Annotated in this window: 15 protein-coding genes; 2 read left to right on the forward strand and 13 right to left on the reverse strand. The window is 65.0% G+C overall.

What is annotated here, in order from left to right; genetic code table 11:
- Positions 1-6: 6 nt before the first annotated feature.
- Positions 7-1,092, forward strand: coding sequence for a sialidase family protein (locus U1763_RS08795; RefSeq protein ID WP_332754893.1), 1,086 nt, complete (start codon positions 7-9; stop codon positions 1,090-1,092).
- Between the two features lie 45 nt (positions 1,093-1,137).
- Here the strand turns inward: U1763_RS08795 and U1763_RS08800 are convergent, their stop codons facing one another.
- The gene (locus U1763_RS08800; RefSeq protein ID WP_332754894.1) at positions 1,138-3,450 is read right to left on the reverse strand and encodes a glycoside hydrolase family 3 C-terminal domain-containing protein; all 2,313 of its coding nucleotides are present in this window, start codon (positions 3,448-3,450) and stop codon (positions 1,138-1,140) included.
- A gap of 265 nt (positions 3,451-3,715) precedes the next feature.
- On the opposite strand from U1763_RS08800, the gene U1763_RS08805 reads away from it, so the two are divergent.
- Positions 3,716-4,216: a Ros/MucR family transcriptional regulator gene (locus U1763_RS08805; protein ID WP_332754895.1), complete on the forward strand. Its 501-nt coding sequence runs from the start codon at positions 3,716-3,718 to the stop codon at positions 4,214-4,216.
- Between the two features lie 94 nt (positions 4,217-4,310).
- On the opposite strand, the gene U1763_RS08810 is transcribed toward U1763_RS08805, so the two are convergent.
- The 12 genes from U1763_RS08810 to flgC all read right to left on the reverse strand — a co-directional run bounded on the left by U1763_RS08810 (position 4,311) and on the right by flgC (position 14,586).
- Positions 4,311-5,213: a flagellar motor protein MotB gene (locus tag U1763_RS08810; protein ID WP_332754896.1), complete on the reverse strand. Its 903-nt coding sequence runs from the start codon at positions 5,211-5,213 to the stop codon at positions 4,311-4,313.
- A gap of 15 nt (positions 5,214-5,228) precedes the next feature.
- Positions 5,229-6,092: a flagellar motor stator protein MotA gene (gene motA / locus U1763_RS08815; protein WP_133029673.1), complete on the reverse strand. Its 864-nt coding sequence runs from the start codon at positions 6,090-6,092 to the stop codon at positions 5,229-5,231.
- Positions 6,093-6,214: 122 nt separating this feature from the next.
- On the reverse strand, positions 6,215-7,135 hold the full coding sequence (locus U1763_RS08820) for a flagellin N-terminal helical domain-containing protein (protein WP_332754897.1): 921 nt from the start codon (positions 7,133-7,135) through the stop codon (positions 6,215-6,217).
- A 5-nt stretch (positions 7,136-7,140) separates the two neighbouring features.
- Entirely contained in the window at positions 7,141-8,487 is a 1,347-nt protein-coding gene (gene flgK / locus U1763_RS08825; protein ID WP_132895622.1) for a flagellar hook-associated protein FlgK, read from the reverse strand.
- Positions 8,484-8,816, reverse strand: a complete 333-nt coding sequence (locus U1763_RS08830; protein WP_332754898.1) for a rod-binding protein — start codon at positions 8,814-8,816, stop codon at positions 8,484-8,486. Before U1763_RS08830 ends, flgK begins: the two co-directional genes overlap by 4 nt.
- A 2-nt stretch (positions 8,817-8,818) precedes the next feature.
- Positions 8,819-9,910: a flagellar basal body P-ring protein FlgI gene (locus tag U1763_RS08835; RefSeq protein ID WP_207894129.1), complete on the reverse strand. Its 1,092-nt coding sequence runs from the start codon at positions 9,908-9,910 to the stop codon at positions 8,819-8,821.
- A gap of 10 nt (positions 9,911-9,920) precedes the next feature.
- Positions 9,921-10,610 carry a flagellar basal body L-ring protein FlgH gene (locus tag U1763_RS08840; protein ID WP_332754899.1) on the reverse strand — a complete coding sequence of 230 codons (690 nt, stop codon included), beginning with the start codon at positions 10,608-10,610 and terminating at the stop codon, positions 9,921-9,923.
- Positions 10,611-10,615: 5 nt separating this feature from the next.
- The gene (flgG, locus tag U1763_RS08845; RefSeq protein ID WP_132736530.1) at positions 10,616-11,404 is read right to left on the reverse strand and encodes a flagellar basal-body rod protein FlgG; all 789 of its coding nucleotides are present in this window, start codon (positions 11,402-11,404) and stop codon (positions 10,616-10,618) included.
- Positions 11,405-11,417: 13 nt separating this feature from the next.
- Positions 11,418-12,170: a flagellar basal-body rod protein FlgF gene (flgF, locus tag U1763_RS08850; protein WP_332754900.1), complete on the reverse strand. Its 753-nt coding sequence runs from the start codon at positions 12,168-12,170 to the stop codon at positions 11,418-11,420.
- Between the two features lie 24 nt (positions 12,171-12,194).
- Complete coding sequence (locus U1763_RS08855; RefSeq protein ID WP_132736535.1) at positions 12,195-13,463, reverse strand: flagellar hook protein FlgE; 1,269 nt, start codon at positions 13,461-13,463, stop codon at positions 12,195-12,197.
- Between the two features lie 29 nt (positions 13,464-13,492).
- Positions 13,493-14,173: a flagellar hook assembly protein FlgD gene (locus U1763_RS08860; protein WP_132736538.1), complete on the reverse strand. Its 681-nt coding sequence runs from the start codon at positions 14,171-14,173 to the stop codon at positions 13,493-13,495.
- A 2-nt stretch (positions 14,174-14,175) separates the two neighbouring features.
- Positions 14,176-14,586: a flagellar basal body rod protein FlgC gene (flgC, locus tag U1763_RS08865; RefSeq protein ID WP_332754901.1), complete on the reverse strand. Its 411-nt coding sequence runs from the start codon at positions 14,584-14,586 to the stop codon at positions 14,176-14,178.
- Between the last annotated feature and the right edge of the window lies 1 nt (position 14,587).

Raw genomic sequence — 14,587 nt, forward strand, 5'->3', positions numbered from 1 at the left:
GTCGCCATGAAGGTGGCGATCATCGGGCTGGCCGCGATGCTGTCGGGGGCTGGCGCTCCCGGCAATGCCCCGCGGCCGTCAGCGTCGGATGCCATCCTGACGGCCGAACTGATCGACGCGCACGCCCCCTATCCACAGGCGCACGCGTCGACGATTGTGCAGCTCGCCGACGGCACCTTGATGGCGGCCTGGTTCGCCGGATCGGGCGAAGGCAATACCGACGTCCGCATCTGGACATCGCGTAGCAGCAGCCGCGGGGACGGCGGATGGAGTGCGCCCGAACCGGTGGCGGCGGGTATCGGCGCCGATGGTCGCCATCTTCCGACTTGGAACCCAGTACTGTTCCAGCCTGCCCCGGGCGACCTCCGCCTGTTCTACAAGGTCGGGCCGAACCCGCGTGATTGGTGGGGGATGATGATCCGCTCGACCGACAACGGCCGTAGCTGGAGCAAGCCGGAGCGCCTGCCCGACGGCGTCCTGGGACCGATCAAGAACAAGCCCGTCGTGCTGCGCGACGGGAGCTGGCTTGCACCATCGAGCCGCGAAGAAGGCACCGCGGAGGCCAATCGCTGGTCGCTCCGCATGGAACGCAGCACCGATCGCGGCGCGCATTGGACGGTCGAGCCACCGATCCCCTCGCCGATGCATATCGAGGCGATCCAGCCCAGCGTGCTGTCCTATCCCGATGGCCGGCTCGAACTGATCGCCCGCACGCGCCAGGGTGCGCTCGCCATGAGTTGGTCGAAGGATACCGGCCGGACCTGGTCGCCGCTCGCCGCGATCGACCTTCCCAATCCGAACGCCGGCACCGATGCGGTGACGTTGCGCGATGGGCGACAGCTGATCGTGTACAATCACAGCGGTCATTGGCCCGACCGCCCCGGCGACGGACCGCGCTGGCCGCTCAACCTCGCGCTGTCGGACGATGGCGTACGCTGGCATCCGGTGCTGACGCTGGAAAGCAAGCCACTGCCCGACGGCTATGCCTATCCCGCGGTGATCCAGACTCGCGACGGGCTGGTCCGGATCACCTACACTTACGATCGCAAGCACATCAAATATGTCGTGGTCGACCCGCGCCGGCTCCGCTGATGGGGGGCGGCGTTTAACACCGCACCCCCAACATTCAGATAACGCTTACTTGCCGCTCGCGTCGAGCGTCTGCGCGGCCACACGAACCGTTGCGGTCTGGACGATGTCCGCAGCGGAGGTCGCCAGCATTACCTTGTAGTCGCCGCCGGCGATCTTCCACCCGCCGCTGGCGACATCGAACGTCGCAAGCAGGCGCGGGTCGATCGTCACCGAGATCGTCTGACCCTTGCCGGGTGCGAGATCGACCTTGCTGAACGCGCCGAGCCGCTTGGGGGCTTCCCAGCCCGCGCCCGACACATAGACCTGCGCGACTGCCTTGCCCTGTACCGCGCCGGTGTTCTGGACCGTGAAGTCCGCCTTGATACCCCTGCCCTCGGAGGACGCGGTCAGGCCGGTCATCGCGAAGTTGGTATAGGAAAGCCCATAACCGAACGGGAACAGCGGCTTGGCACCGGTCTTGTCGAACCACTTATAGCCGACCGCCGCGCCCTCGATGTCGTAGTTCCCCATCGGATGCGAATCGCGGTCGAGCTTGGGATCGCCCTCCAGCTTGGGCCGCGGGATCTGTGCGAGCGACGCCGGGAAGGTCGCAGGCAGGTGGCCCGACGGATTGACCTCGCCGGTCAGCACGCGCGCGATCGCCTCGCCGCCCGCCGTGCCCGGATACCACGCTTCCAGCACCGCGCCGACCTTGCCGAGCCACGGCATCACCACCGGACCGCCGGTTTCGAGTACGACCACCGTCTTCGCATTCGCGCGCGCGACCGCATCGATCAGCGCGTTCTGGCCATCGGGCAGGTTCAGGTCGGGCACGTCGAACGACTCGCCCGTCCACTGCTCGCCGAACACCACGACGACGTCCGCCTTCCGCGCCGCCGCGGCGGCCGCCTTAACGTCCTTGCCGTCGAGATACGTCACGGTCGCGCCGGTGCGTGCCTGCAACGCCTTCATCGGCGACGACGCGTGATAGGTCTTGGGACCGGGGAAACCGCTTGGGAATTCATCCGGCACGACCAGGCCGTTGGTCGGCGCATTATGCGAATAGACCTGGCTCGATCCACCGCCCGACAGCACCCCGACATCGGCATGCGCACCGATCAGCAGGATCGACTTCGCCGTCTTCGCGATCGGCAGCAGCCCGGCGGTGTTCTTGAGAAGGACGATGCCCTCCTCGGCATCCGCGCGCGTCACCGCGGCATGCGCGGAATAGTCGATCTTGGTCGCCTGATCGCCGTTCACGACGGTGTCGAACGCCCCCACGGAAAACATTCCCCAGAGCACGCGGCGCGCCATGTCGGTCGCGCGCGCTTCGCTGACATGGCCGTTGTTGACAGCCTCGCGCAGCGCATCCGCGAAATACGCCGAGCGATCGAACGCCCAGCCCGACTGCTGGTCGAGCCCGGCATTGGCCGCCTCGCTGGTCGAATGCGTCGCGCCCCAATCGGACATGACATAGCCCTTGAAGCCCCAGTCGCGCTTAAGGACTTTGTTCAAGAGCCAGTCGTTCTCGCACGCGTAATGGCCGTTTACGCGGTTGTACGAACACATCACCGAGCCGGGCTGACCGACCTCATTGGCGATCTCGAACGCGAGCAGATCGGACTGGCGCGCAGCCTGTTCGCCGATCTTGTGATCGATGTTGTTGCGGTTCGTCTCCTGACCGTTGAAGGCGTAGTGCTTCATCGTCGAGACAACGTGCTGCGACTGGATGCCCTTGATCTCGTGGCCGGTGATCACACCCGCCAGCAACGGATCTTCACCGCCATATTCGAAGTTGCGGCCGTTGCGTGGCTCGCGCGTCAGATTCATCCCGCCCGCGAGTTGCACGTTGAAGCCCGACAGGAACGCCTCCCGGCCGATCATCGCACCGCCGGCCTGTGCGACCTCGGGGTTCCAGGTTGCCGCGGTCGCGATCCCCGATGGCAGCGAGGTGCGCAGGCGCGGCGTCGGCCCGCGCTGGCTGGCGACGCCGACGCCGGCATCGGTCTGCCACTGGTTCGGGATGCCGAGCCGCGGGATACCCGGCACGATCCCGGCGGACGCGGGCAGGCCGTCCTTCGGATAGACCCAGTTCTTTACCGGCGTCTTCAGCCAGTCGGCATTGGTCGCGAAATAGCCGAAGGTGAGTTGCAGCTTCTCGTCGAGCGTCATCTCCTTGAGGAGTAGATCGACGCGTGCATCGGCGCTCAGCGCAGTGTTCATCCATGGCCGCGCTTTCGGCGCTTCGGTTCGCGCCGCCGCGGCGCCGGGCGCGTTGTTTGTCGTCTGTGCGATGGCGGGCGATGCCGCCACGACGCCGATCACGACCGAACCCGCAAGGAGACGTGCGAAAATGGTCTTGGTGCGAGATGCGGTCATGGAACCCTCTTTTTTTGACTGATGTGCACGTCGGATACGGTCTGCCGAGGCTGTCGCCTAGTGGGTGCGGGCATTCCCGAGCTGGCCGATCGTTAAATTGATCGGTCCGCGACATACTTTAATCTAAAGCAAATTGTCGGCGGCTTCGCGATGTAGTCGTGTCTCTCCATGTACGTTTTTACAAAAATTACCGCATAATTGCTAATCTGGCGGTTGAACCCAGTCTCACACGTTGTTACGGCGACGTCAGTCAATGGAGTTGAACATGTCCGAAGATACCACCGACCTGAGTGCCGTCGAACTTGCGACAGAGCTGACCATTGCTTGGCTTGGTAATCCCAATACGCGAAGCTCGGCCGATGACGTTCCTGCCTTTCTGGGCAGAATGCACGATACGGTCGCAGCGCTGTTGGGCGCTACCACCGAAGCGCCTCCCGCCGAAGCAGCGGCTGAATATACGCCGGCCGTGTCGGCACGAAAGTCGCTGGCATCGAAGGATCACATCATCTCGATGATCGACGGCAAGTCCTACAAGACCTTGCGCCGTCATCTCGCGACGCACGGCATGACGCCGGCCGAGTACCGCGAACGCTATGGCCTGAAGCCCGACTATCCGATGGTCGCCGAGAATTATTCGGAAAGCCGTCGTGCGATGGCGAAGAAGATCGGCCTGGGTCGCAAGCCGGGTGCGCGCAAGGCCGAAGCGGCGCCTGCCCCCGCCGCGACCACGCGCAAGCGCAAGACGGATACCGTCGCCGCCGAATAAGCGGCTGCACAGGGCGTAAAACGAAAAGGGGACCGATGCGCCAAGCACCGGTCCCCTTTTTCTATCTGCGTCGACTTGTCGGGAGGATACCCGCTTATTTGCCGAAGCGGCCCCGCCGGTAGAGCAACGTGATCGCGACGCGGCGGTTACGCGGATCGGCCGCATCCTTGACGATCAGGGGCTCCCGGTCGGCGACGCCTTCGATCCGTTCGAAGCGTGCTTCCGGGGTTCCGCCCGATAGCAATCGGCGGCGGGTCGCCTCGGCACGCCCCGACGATAGCATCCAGTTGTTCATCGCGCGCGGATCGCCATACGGCACGCTGTCGGTATGGCCGCGGATCATGATCGGGTTCTTCATCCCCTCGATCGATTTCGCGATCATCCCGATCAGGTCGCCCGCCTGCGAATCGAGCGCGGTCGTGCCGAGCGCGAACATCGAATAATCCGCATCGTCGACCAGATCGATCCGCATGCCGTCCTGCGTCGGCACGAAGCGGACGTGGCTCGCGAGCCGCGACAGCTTGGGCGACGCGGCGATCTGGCTCAGCACGCGCTTGCGCATCGATTCGAAGTTCTTGCGGTCTTCGCTGGCGAGCGCCTGACGGTTCTTGATCGTCCCCTGCTCGCCGGTGCCGGTCGAGGCGCCGCCCTTCCCCGCATCGGGCACCGCGATCTGCGGCATGCTGGTCTGCCCCGCCTTGGGTCCGATCTTGTTCTTGTCGAGGATCGATTCACCACCGAACAACGCGCCGCCGCCGATCCCGAGCGAGCGCGTATCGAGCAGCGTCGGCGCGAAATAATCGGCGATCCCCTTGCGCTGCTTCTCGGTGGTCGCACCGAGAATCCACAGCAGCAGGAAGAACGCCATCATCGCGGTCACGAAATCGGCATAGGCGACCTTCCAGGCGCCACCGTGATGCCCGCCATGACCTTCGATATAGATCTTCTTGACGATGATTTTGGGCGGCTGGATGTTGCCGTGCGGGGCGCGGGCCATGTCTCTGTCGCCGCTCTACTTGCCGCGAAGCCCGTCGAAGACTTCGGCGAAGCCCGGCTGGTTCTTGTGCGCGATCCCCGAGCGTGCGGCCTCGATCACCAGCGGCTGCGGATGGCCGTGGAGCGAGGCGATGATGATCTGCTTGACCACGCCGTAGATCGCCGCGTCGGCATCGAGCACCTGGCGCAACCGGTTGGCGAGCGGTGCGACCATCCCGTATGCTAGCAACACGCCCATGAACGTGCCGACCAGCGCCGAGCCGATCATCGAGCCGAGGATCGACGGCGGCTTGTCGATCGACCCCATCGTCTTCACCACGCCCAGCACCGCGGCGACGATGCCGAGCGCGGGCAGCGCGTCGGCAAGGCTGGTCAGCGTACCGTGCGCGCTTTCCTCCTCGTGGTGATGCGTCTTGATCGACTGGTCCATCACCTCCTCGACCGCGTGCACGTCGAGCGTGCCCGACGACACCACGACGAGGCGCAGCGTATCGGCGATCAGGTTGACGAGCGCGTGGTTCTTCAGGAGCTTGGGGTATTCAGCGAACACGGCGGACGACTGCGGGTCCTCGACGTGCGGCTCGAGCGCGATTGGTCCATCCATCCGCAGCATCTTCATCAGCTTGCTGACGAGGAAGATGACGTCGAGATAATCCTGCTTCTTGTATTTCGGGCCCTTGAAGACCTTGCCGAGGCCGCCGCCAAGCGCCTTCAATTCCTTGCCCGAATTGCCGATGATCAGCGCGCCTGCAGCGGCACCGCCGATGATCAACATCTCGTGCGGGATCGCCTCCAGGACGGGACCGAGCGCGCCGCCGGTGAACGCGAACCCGCCGAACACCATGACGAGAAGGACGACGATGCCGATGACCGGAAACATGCTGCTGGAAAATCCCTCTGGGTCGACGACGGTTAATGCGTAGCCAGAGAATTAACCGGATTTCGTAGCCAACCCGTTACCGCGGCGCGGCGCACGGCAAAAAAACTCCCGGTCGCCGCGGCTCAGCGCAAATAGTCGAACAGCGATAACGCAGACAGCTTCGAGAAACTCGCCTGTGTCGCGGACAGGACCGTCATGGTCTTTTGCAACTCGACGACGGCACTGGTGATGTCGGTATCCTCGAGGCCCGACCGGGTCGCCTCGCGGTCGGTGCCGACGTCCTTCAGCCGCGACGTCTCGAGATCGACTCGTGCCGCACGTGCGCCGAGCGACGCTTGGACGCTGGTCACCTGATCCGATGCCGCGCTGATGTCGGCCAGCGAACTGTCGAGCGATCCCGGCTTGAAATCATCCGACTGCAACGCGGTGGCGATCGCCGACAGCATCGCCAGCGTGTTGGTGCCGCCCTCGATGCTGCCATCGGCCTTGGTCGTGCCGCCGACCGTAAAGATCCGTGCCGCGGTTTCGTTGGCCTGGACGCTTTGGCCATCACCGATCGGGATGCCCGATACCGGCTTCGCCGCCAACGCGAAGCTGCCGTCGGCGGCGACCGCGGCGGCGCCGTCTCCACCACCGAACAGGGCTTGGCCGCGCGCGTCCTTGGTATTGGCAATTGCCGTAAGCGAGGCGACGATTCCGGCAATCTGTTCGCTGATCGCCTTGCGGTCGACGGCATTGAGCGTGCCGTTCTTCGCCTGGGTCACGAGCGTCACCGCACTCTGCAGCTGATCGGTCATCGCGCTGAGGCTGGTATCGCCCTGTTTCAGCACCGATTCGGCGGTGCCGAGATTGGCCGTATAGACCTTGTCGTTCGCGGTATCGCGTGCGAGCCCCTGCAACCGCTGATAGGCAACACTGTCCTGCGACGGCGCGGAGAACCGCTTGGTCGTCGAGATCTGCGTCTGGAGCGAATCGGCCTTCGCCGAGAGCGACGTCATCGCGCTCGCGGAACGATCATAGAAAAGGCTGGTGGCGATCTGCATGGGCGTTACCGGATCTCGAGGATGGTCTGGAACGTGTCGCGTGCGGTCTGAATGACCCGGCTCGATGCCTGATAGGCCTGCTGGAAGCGGAGCAGGTCGACCGCTTCGCTATCAAGATCGACCCCCGACGCCGCCGCCAGCGAACTGACCGCACCATCGCGGATCGCGCTCTGCGCATCGGCAACCGTCTTGCGCTGCTCCAATGCGGCGGCGTTACCGGCAATGAGGTTGGTCGTCCGCGTCTCGAACCCACCGCTGCCGCGCACTGCCTGCAGCGCCGACAGGTTCGACGCATCGCGGATGCTGCCGTTCGCGCTCGCCGCGGCAATACCGCGCGGATCGGTCATCGTGACGGATATATCGGTCGGCGTGGCACCGGTCGTGAACAGCGCGGCCCCGGCCTTGCCGTCGAGGTCCCGCCCCTGCATCTGCACGGCGTTGACCTGCGCGGTGAAATCACTGGCGATCGCGTTCAAACCCTCGCGCGCCGACGCGATCCGTTGCGCCCCGTCGGCGAACCCAGCCAGCGTCCCGCCCGATGGCGACAAGGCCGAGGTGGCGCCGGCACGAGTCACCGCGAACTGCACCGCGCCCTCGTCGTTGCGGGCGAACGATACCTGACCGCTATCGGTGCCAATGACGAACACTGACCCCGCCGCGCCGCCGAGACGCACGGTCGCGCGTCCAAGATCGTCGAACGCGGTGTTGACGTCGGTGAGCGTGCTCATCTGTTCGAGCACTTGATCGCGCTGATCGGCGAGCTGCGCCGCACTCGACGAACCAGGCTGAGTCCTGGCGAGGCCGTCGTTGATCTTGGCCAGCGCGGTTCCAAGCGAATTGAGCGACTGGACTGCCTGCGATGCCGATGCATCGAGTTCGGTCGCCGCAGTATCGAGCGCCTTGCCGGTGGTGGCGAAGGCGGCCGCGGCCGTGCCGGCGGATTCGAGCATGACCGCGCGCGCCGGAACCGATGTAGGGTCGGCGGACAGCGCCTGCGCCGCGCCAAAGAAACTGGTGAGCCGGTCGCCCAGCTTGTTGTCGCCGAGCGACGTTTCGATCCGGCTCATCCAAGTGACGCTGGTTTCGGTCTTGGCGAGATCGGTACCGGCGCTGCGCACCGCCTGCGACCGATAGGCGTCGGCGCTCCGCGCAATGCCCGTGACCGTCACGCCGCTGCCGATCGAGGATGTGCGCGCGTTGATCCCGCCGCTGATCGATCCGACCTCGCCAAGCGTGGTCGTCCGCCGGGTATAGCCCGCCGTGCCCGTGTTGGCGATGTTCTCCGACACCGTCGACAGCGCGGTCTGATACGCGCGCACGCCCGAAGCGCCGATCGAAAGGAGATCGCTCATGGCGGTGAGTCTGTCGCGGCCGGGTTAATATCGGATTGAGATTTGGCGAGAAAGTCCGTCATCGCCTTGCCGATGCCGAGCGGCGTGTGCTCGGCCATCGCCTTTGCGGTCAGCCCATCCTGCATGTCGGTGAAGGTATCGATCGCCTTCGAATCGAACAGCGGGTCGCTGAGTTTCGCCTGGCGCATGCTCTTCAGCATCATGCCCGTGAAAACCGCCTCGAACTTCTGGCCGGCCTTGTCGAGATTCTCCTTCGACTTGAGCCGGCTTGTATCGGTCGAGATCCCGGTGGTGGCGCCCGCAGTCGGCGTCGTAGGGGTGGAGATCACGCTCACAGGACGATCAACTCGGCCTTGAGCGCGCCGGCTTCCTTCAGCGCCTCGAGGATCGCGACCAGATCGGCCGGCGAGGCGCCGATCGCGTTGACCGCCTTGACGATGTCGGCGAGCTTGGGGCCGGGTGCGAGCAGGAACATCGGGCGACGCTCCTCCTCCACTGCGACCGCGCTGTTCGGGGTGACGACGGTCTGGCCGCCGCTGAACGGTGCGGGCTGGCTAACCTGCGGCTTCTCGTCGATCCGCACCGTCATCTTGCCGTGCGTGATCGCCGCCGGACCGACCCGGACCGCCGAATTGATGACCACGGTGCCGGTGCGCGCGTTGACGATCACCTTGGCCGACGGTTCGGCGGAGACGACGTCGAGATTCTCGATCGTCGACATCAGCGTGGCCCGGATGTCGGCACCGATCGGTGCACGGACCGCGACCGAGACCGCGTCGATCGCCTGCGCGCTGCCGAAGCCGAGCTTGGAATTGATCGCGCCGGCAACGTTCTGCGCAGTCGTAAAATCGGCACGTGCGAGGTTGAAGGTGAGCGTCGGCGCGCTGTCGAACCCAGTGGCGACCGCGCGTTCGACCGTGGCGCCCTCGGGGATGCGGCCGGTCGAGGGCACGTTGACGACGATCTTCGACCCGTCCGCGCCTTCCGCACCGAGCCCGCCAACCGCGAGGTTGCCCTGCGCCATCGCGTAGATCTGGTTATCCGCACCGAGCAGCGGGGTCATGATCAGGCTGCCACCGCGGAGCGACTTGGCCTTGCCCATCGATGCGACGGTGATGTCGAGCCGCTGGCCGGGCTTGGCGAACGGCGGCAGTTCGGCAGTGATCATCACCACCGCCGCGTTCTTCATGCCGGGGTTCGCGGACGGCGGCAGTTGCAGACCGAAGCGCGATGCGACCGCCTTCAACGACTGCACGGTGTATTCGAGATTGTCGTCGCCCGTGCCTGGCAGGCCGACGACGATGCCGTAGCCGGTCAGCTGGTTCGAACGGATACCCTGGAACCCGCCAAGGTCCTTGATCCGGTCGGCCGAGGCCGGCGCGGCGATCAGGAGCGCGGCGAAAAGGGCGAGCAGGAAGCGCATGGTCACGGCCTTAGAATGGGCTGACGACGGAGAAGAAGCGGCCGAGCCACCCCTGGCGGCCGGCGCGGGCGACGTCGCCCTTGCCGGTGTACGAGATCTGCGCGTCGGCAACCCGCGTCGACAGCACGCGGTTGTTCGCATCGACGTCGGCGGTGCGGACGAGGCCCTTGATCTTCAGGAACTCGTCGCCGCGGTTGAGCGTGACGCGCTTCTGGCCCTGCACCAGCATCGTGCCGTTCGGATAGACCTCGGCGACCGTCACGCTGACTTCGCCCGACAGCGAGTTCGCCTGGTCGGCGGCGCCGGTGCCATTGAAGCTGCGCCCGCCGCTGATCGTCGCATCGGTCTTGCTGAACAGATTGAGCGCGCCGGTAGTGGGCGGTGTGATGCTGCCCGAGCCATTGCTGTCGAGCTTCGAACCCGACGACTTCGATGCGGCGGTCCGCTCGACCAGCACGATCGTCAGCGGATCGCCGACTTTGCGCGCGCGCCAGCCTTCGTACAGCGCGGCATAGCCGTCCTGCGCCTGGAAGATCGATCCGGTCGCGACGACCGGCACCGGCTGGACCGGCAAGGGCCGTGCCACCGAAAAATCCTCGGGCGGAACCTTTTTGCCGAACAGGCTGGCGTCCACCGGGGAGGCACCAAGTCCGGCGATGACGAGCGTGCCGACCAGCACGACGATTTGAGCGTTGCGCATCACGATCAGATGTTCTGGTTGATGTATTTGAGCATGTCGTCGGTCGCCGAGATCATCTTCGAATTGACCTCGTACGCGCGCTGCGTCTCGATCATGTCGACCAGCTCCTCGACGACGTTGACGTTCGACGCCTCAAGCATCCCCTGCTTGATATTGCCGCGACCATCCTGGCCCGCGACGCCGACATTGGCCGCGCCGCTAGCGGCGGTCTCGACGAGATAATTATCGCCGGTCGCTTGCAGGCCTGCGCCGTTGGGGAAGTTCGCGACCTGGATCTGGCCGAGCTGCGATGCTTCGGTCTGGCCGGGGATGGTCGCCGACACGGTCCCGTCGGAGCCGATCGTGATCGCGGTCGTACCCTCGGGCACGGTGATTCCGGGCTGCACCTGATAGCCTTCGCTGGTGACCAGCAAGCCCTCGGCCGAACGCGAGAAATTACCCGAACGCGTATAGCCGAGCGTACCGCCGGGCATCTGCACCTGAAAATAGCCATCGCCGTCGAGCGCGAGATCGAGGCTGTTTCCGGTCGTCTGCATCGCGCCCTGCGTATCGACGCGCGCGGTGCCCTGGATCTTGACGCCGGTGCCGAGATTGAGCCCGGTCGCATATTTGGTCTCGGACGTGCTCTGCGCACCCGGCGTCGTGACGGTCTGGTACGCGAGCGTCTCGAACGCCGCGCGGTCCTTCTTGAAGCCGGTGGTGTTCACGTTGGCGAGGTTGTTCGAGATGACGCGCATGCGCATGTCCTGGGCGTCGAGCCCGGTGCGCGCGATATGCATGGCTGCGGATGACATTTGTCGGTTCCTTCTAGCTCGGCAGGCGCATCAGCGATGCACCGCTCTCATCCATGTCCTTGGCGTTCTTCATCATGTTCGCCTGGACTTCGTAGCTGCGCTGGTTCTCGATCATGTCGACCAGCGCCTGGGTCATGTTGACGTTCGATCCCTCGATCGCGCCGCCCTGCACCTTCGCGTCGAGATCCTCGGGCAACGTGCCGCCGCCCTTCACCCGCAGCAGGTTGTCGAGGCCCTTGACCGTATCCGAGCCCTTGGTGTCGACGAGCTTGAGCTTGTCGATCACCTGCGGGTTCTTCGCGTCGCCCCCCTGCGGCACGATCGAGATCGTCCCGTCGCCGGCGATCGTCAGCGACTGATAAGGTGGCAGCGTGATCGGCCCCCCCGAGCCGATCACCGGGTGCCCGTCGCCGGTCTGCAGCACGCCCGATGGCGCGACCTCCAGATCGCCGCGGCGGGTGTACGCCTCCGAGCCGTCCGACGCCTGCACCGCAAGCCAAGCCGTGGTGCCGGTGATCGCAACGTCGAGCGGACGCCCGGTCAGCTGGATCGCACCGGGTGCGCGGTCCGCGTCGGTCACCTCTTCCGAGGTCGGCGCGCGTGCCTCGATCGTGCTGCCGTCGCCCTTCAGGTTGAGCCGGTCGAAGACCACGCGGTCGGCGCGAAATCCGGTGGTCGACGCGTTCGCCATGTTGTTGGCGATCGCTGCCTGCGCCGCCATGTGCGCGCGCAGGCCAGTCGCCGCGGTGTAGACCAGCTTGTCCATTCAGGGTCCCCTGCGCGCGCTTGCTTAGCTGCGGATGTTGAAGATGGTCTGCGAGATCTGGCTGGCGGTATCTAAGGCCTTCGAGTTCGCCTGGAAATTGCGCTGCGCCGCGATCAGGTCGACCAGTTCCTCGGTGATATCGACGTTCGATCGCTCGATCGTTCCCGACATCAGATTGCCGAACCCATTGGCGCCCGCCGACCCCAGCTTCGCCTCGCCCGACACGCCGGTCGACGACCAGTTGCTGTTGCCGATCTGCCGCAACCCTTCCGGGTTCGAGAAATTGGCGAGCATCACCTGACCCAGCGCCTGCGTATCGCCGTTCGAGAAGCTCGCCTTGACGATCCCCTTCTCGTCGATCGTCACGCCCTGGATCTGACCGACCGCCTTGCCGTCCTGCGTCCGCGACGTGACGTTGAACGCGCTGGCTTTCTGCGTCGTATCCGCGCCGAACGTGAACGCGATGTTCTGCGGCGTGGCCGAACCGGCGGTGGTGAACTCGTCATACGTGATCGGGCCGGTCGGTGCGGTCATCTTGCCCGCGGAGTCGAACGTCATCGTCGTGCCGGCATTGCCGCCCGACGTCAGCTCCTTGTCGCCGACGAAGCTATGGACTTCCCAGCTGCTGTTCGGATTGTCCGCGGTCGGCGACGACGTGCGCTTGAAATAATTGGTGAGCGTCATCGCATTGCCCGACGCGTCATAGACCGTGGTCTGCGCCGACTGGTTGTAGCTCGACGGATCGAAGCGATCGAAGGTCGCAGTCGTCGGCACGGTCGCGCTCGAATTGAGATTGACGCTGAGCGCGACGGCTTTGGTCGGCGCTGCGGTGCCGCTCGTTTCCGGCAGCTGCAGGCTGACCGCGGAATTGAGACCGGTCGCGACGACCGAACCCGACCCATCCACCGGATATACCTGAAGATGGCTGCCGCTCGAATCGACGACGAAGCGGTTGGCGTCGACCAGAAAGCCGCCGTTGCGGGTGAAGTTGACCTGCGACGACGCGCTGTCGGGCTTCACCACGAAGAACCCGTCACCCGACACGGCAAGATCAAGCGCGTTCGACGACTGGATCAGATTGCCTTGCGCGAACTGCTGGCGGTTGCCCTTGACCATGACGCCCGAGCCGATCTGCTGCGACGGCGCGACCGAGACGCTCGACGCGATCACGTCGGCGAAATCGGTGCGGCTCTTCTTGAAGCCGTTGGTCGAGACGTTCGCCAGATTGTGCGAGATCGTCGACATCTCGGTCTGCGATGCCTGGAGACCGGAAAGCGAAGTGTAGAAGGACATGCGTTTGACTCCGTTGAATTAGGGTGCGGTCAGCCGATCTGGCGGACGGCGCTGACCGGCACTTCGCCGATCCCGGGAAGGGTGAGGATGGCGGAACCGGTGGTGGTCGAGACCGACTGGACGGGCGCCCAGACCAGGCTGGTCGCAGCGACCGCGGTGCCGTCGTTCTGCGCGTTGATGCTGACCTTGAACGGGCCGCTGCCGGCGTCGGCCCCGGCGCTGTCCTTGCCGTCCCAGTCATAGCCGACCGTGCCCTTGGCTTGCGCGCCAAGCTGCATCGTCTTGATCGCGACGCCGTTGGCATCGCTGATCGTGACGTTGACGCCGGTTGCTGCACCGCCGAGTTCGACCGATCCCGCAATCCCGCCAGAGCTGCGTCCATAGGCTGTCGACCCTTCGGTCAGCACGGTCTTGCCGACATAGGCGAGCGCATCGCTGGTGCTGGTCGCGCCGAGCTTGTCGGAGATCGCCTTCATCGTCGTGTTCATCTCGGAGATGCCGGCGAGCGAAGAGAACTGCGCCATCTGTGCGACCATCTGCGTGTTGTCGACCGGGTTGAACGGGTCCTGATTCTGCATCTGCGCGGTCATCAGCTTGAGAAAGTCGTTCTGATTCAGCGTCGATGCACTGGCCGCGGTGCTTGTAGTGGCGGTCGTCGAGGTGCGCGTGATGCCCAGGCCGTTCAGCGTGGAATCGAAGGAAGTTGCCATGATCAGCGGCCTAGCTTGAGGGTATCGATGATGAGCGACTTCGCGGTGTTCATCACTTCGATGTTGTTCTGGTAGCTGCGGGCGGTCTCCATCATGTCGACCATCTCGCGGGTTTCATCGACTGCCGCCTCGAAGATGTTGCCATCCTTGTCGGCCATCGGATTGTCGGGATCGTAGCGCTTAGTCGGCGCTTCACCGGCGGTGACGACGCGCTCGACGTCGACCGTCGACATGCCGCTGGCCGTGTCGAAGCTGGTGCGGAACACCGGCTTCATCGTCTTGTACGCGGTCTCCGCCGAGCCGGTGGTGCCGCCGGCATTGGCGAGGTTCGACGCGGTGGTGTTCATCCGGACGAGCTGCGCGGACATCGCGCGGCCGGCGACCTGAAAAATCGTCATGGGCTGATTGGACATC

This window comes from Sphingomonas sorbitolis, from assembly GCF_036663875.1.
GTDB lineage: Bacteria > Pseudomonadota > Alphaproteobacteria > Sphingomonadales > Sphingomonadaceae > Sphingomonas.